Annotated in this window: 1 protein-coding gene and 1 pseudogene; both read left to right on the top strand. The window is 64.6% G+C overall.

Annotated features, from left to right (window positions below):
* The coding region (locus tag AWB67_RS38910) for a quinone oxidoreductase family protein (protein WP_087660941.1) at nt 1-669 on the top strand (669 nt) is incomplete at its 5' end.
* Nucleotides 669-783 (top strand): annotated as a pseudogene (locus AWB67_RS40540) (taurine dioxygenase); the annotation flags it as partial. The gene AWB67_RS38910 and the pseudogene AWB67_RS40540, both read left to right, overlap by 1 nt.

Here is a 783-nt window from a genome sequence, read left to right as displayed (position 1 = left end):
CGGCTACCCGCGGACATCAGTTGCGCGACCGCCGCCGCGATGACGATGCGCGGCCTCACCGCGTCCTATCTGATGCGCCGCATCCATCCGTTCAAGGCAGGCGATGCGATCCTGCTGCACGCGGCCGCTGGCGGCGTCGGGCTCATCGTCTCTCAATGGGCACGGTTGCTCGGGCTCACGGTGATCGGCACCGTATCGAGTGACGCCAAGGCCGAGATTGCGCGCGCCCACGGCTGCGAGCACGTCATCAACTACAGCCATGAGGACGTCGCGAAACGCGTGCGCGAACTGACTGGCGGCGCTGGCGTGAACGTGGTGTTCGACAGCGTCGGCAAAGACACCTTCGAAGCATCGCTCGACTCGCTCCGGCGGCGTGGCCTGATGGTCTGCGTCGGAACTGCATCCGGCCCCATTCCGCCGTTCAATCCCCAGTTGCTGGCGATGAAGGGTTCGCTCTTTCTGACCCGTCCCGCCCTCGCCGACTTCATCGCCGATCCCGCCGAAAAAGATCAACTGGCGAACGAGTTGTTCGGCCATGTCGCGGCCGGCCGCATCCGTATCGAAATCAACCAGCGCTACGCGTTGCAAGACGCAGCGCAGGCGCATCGCGACCTGGAATCGCGCAAGACGACGGGGTCATCCATTTTTGTCGTAGACGGAGACGCATGATGCGTATCGAACCACTCACTTGCGCAATCGGCGCGGAACTCACGGCGGTCAAGCTCGCGGACGCGGTCCACGATGACGGCCTCTTCGCCGACATCCGCGCCGCGCTCCTCAAGC

The sequence above is a fragment of the Caballeronia terrestris genome, assembly GCF_001544515.1.
In the GTDB taxonomy this organism is placed as follows: domain Bacteria; phylum Pseudomonadota; class Gammaproteobacteria; order Burkholderiales; family Burkholderiaceae; genus Caballeronia; species Caballeronia terrestris.
This window is presented reverse-complemented; position numbering and strand designations above follow the sequence as displayed.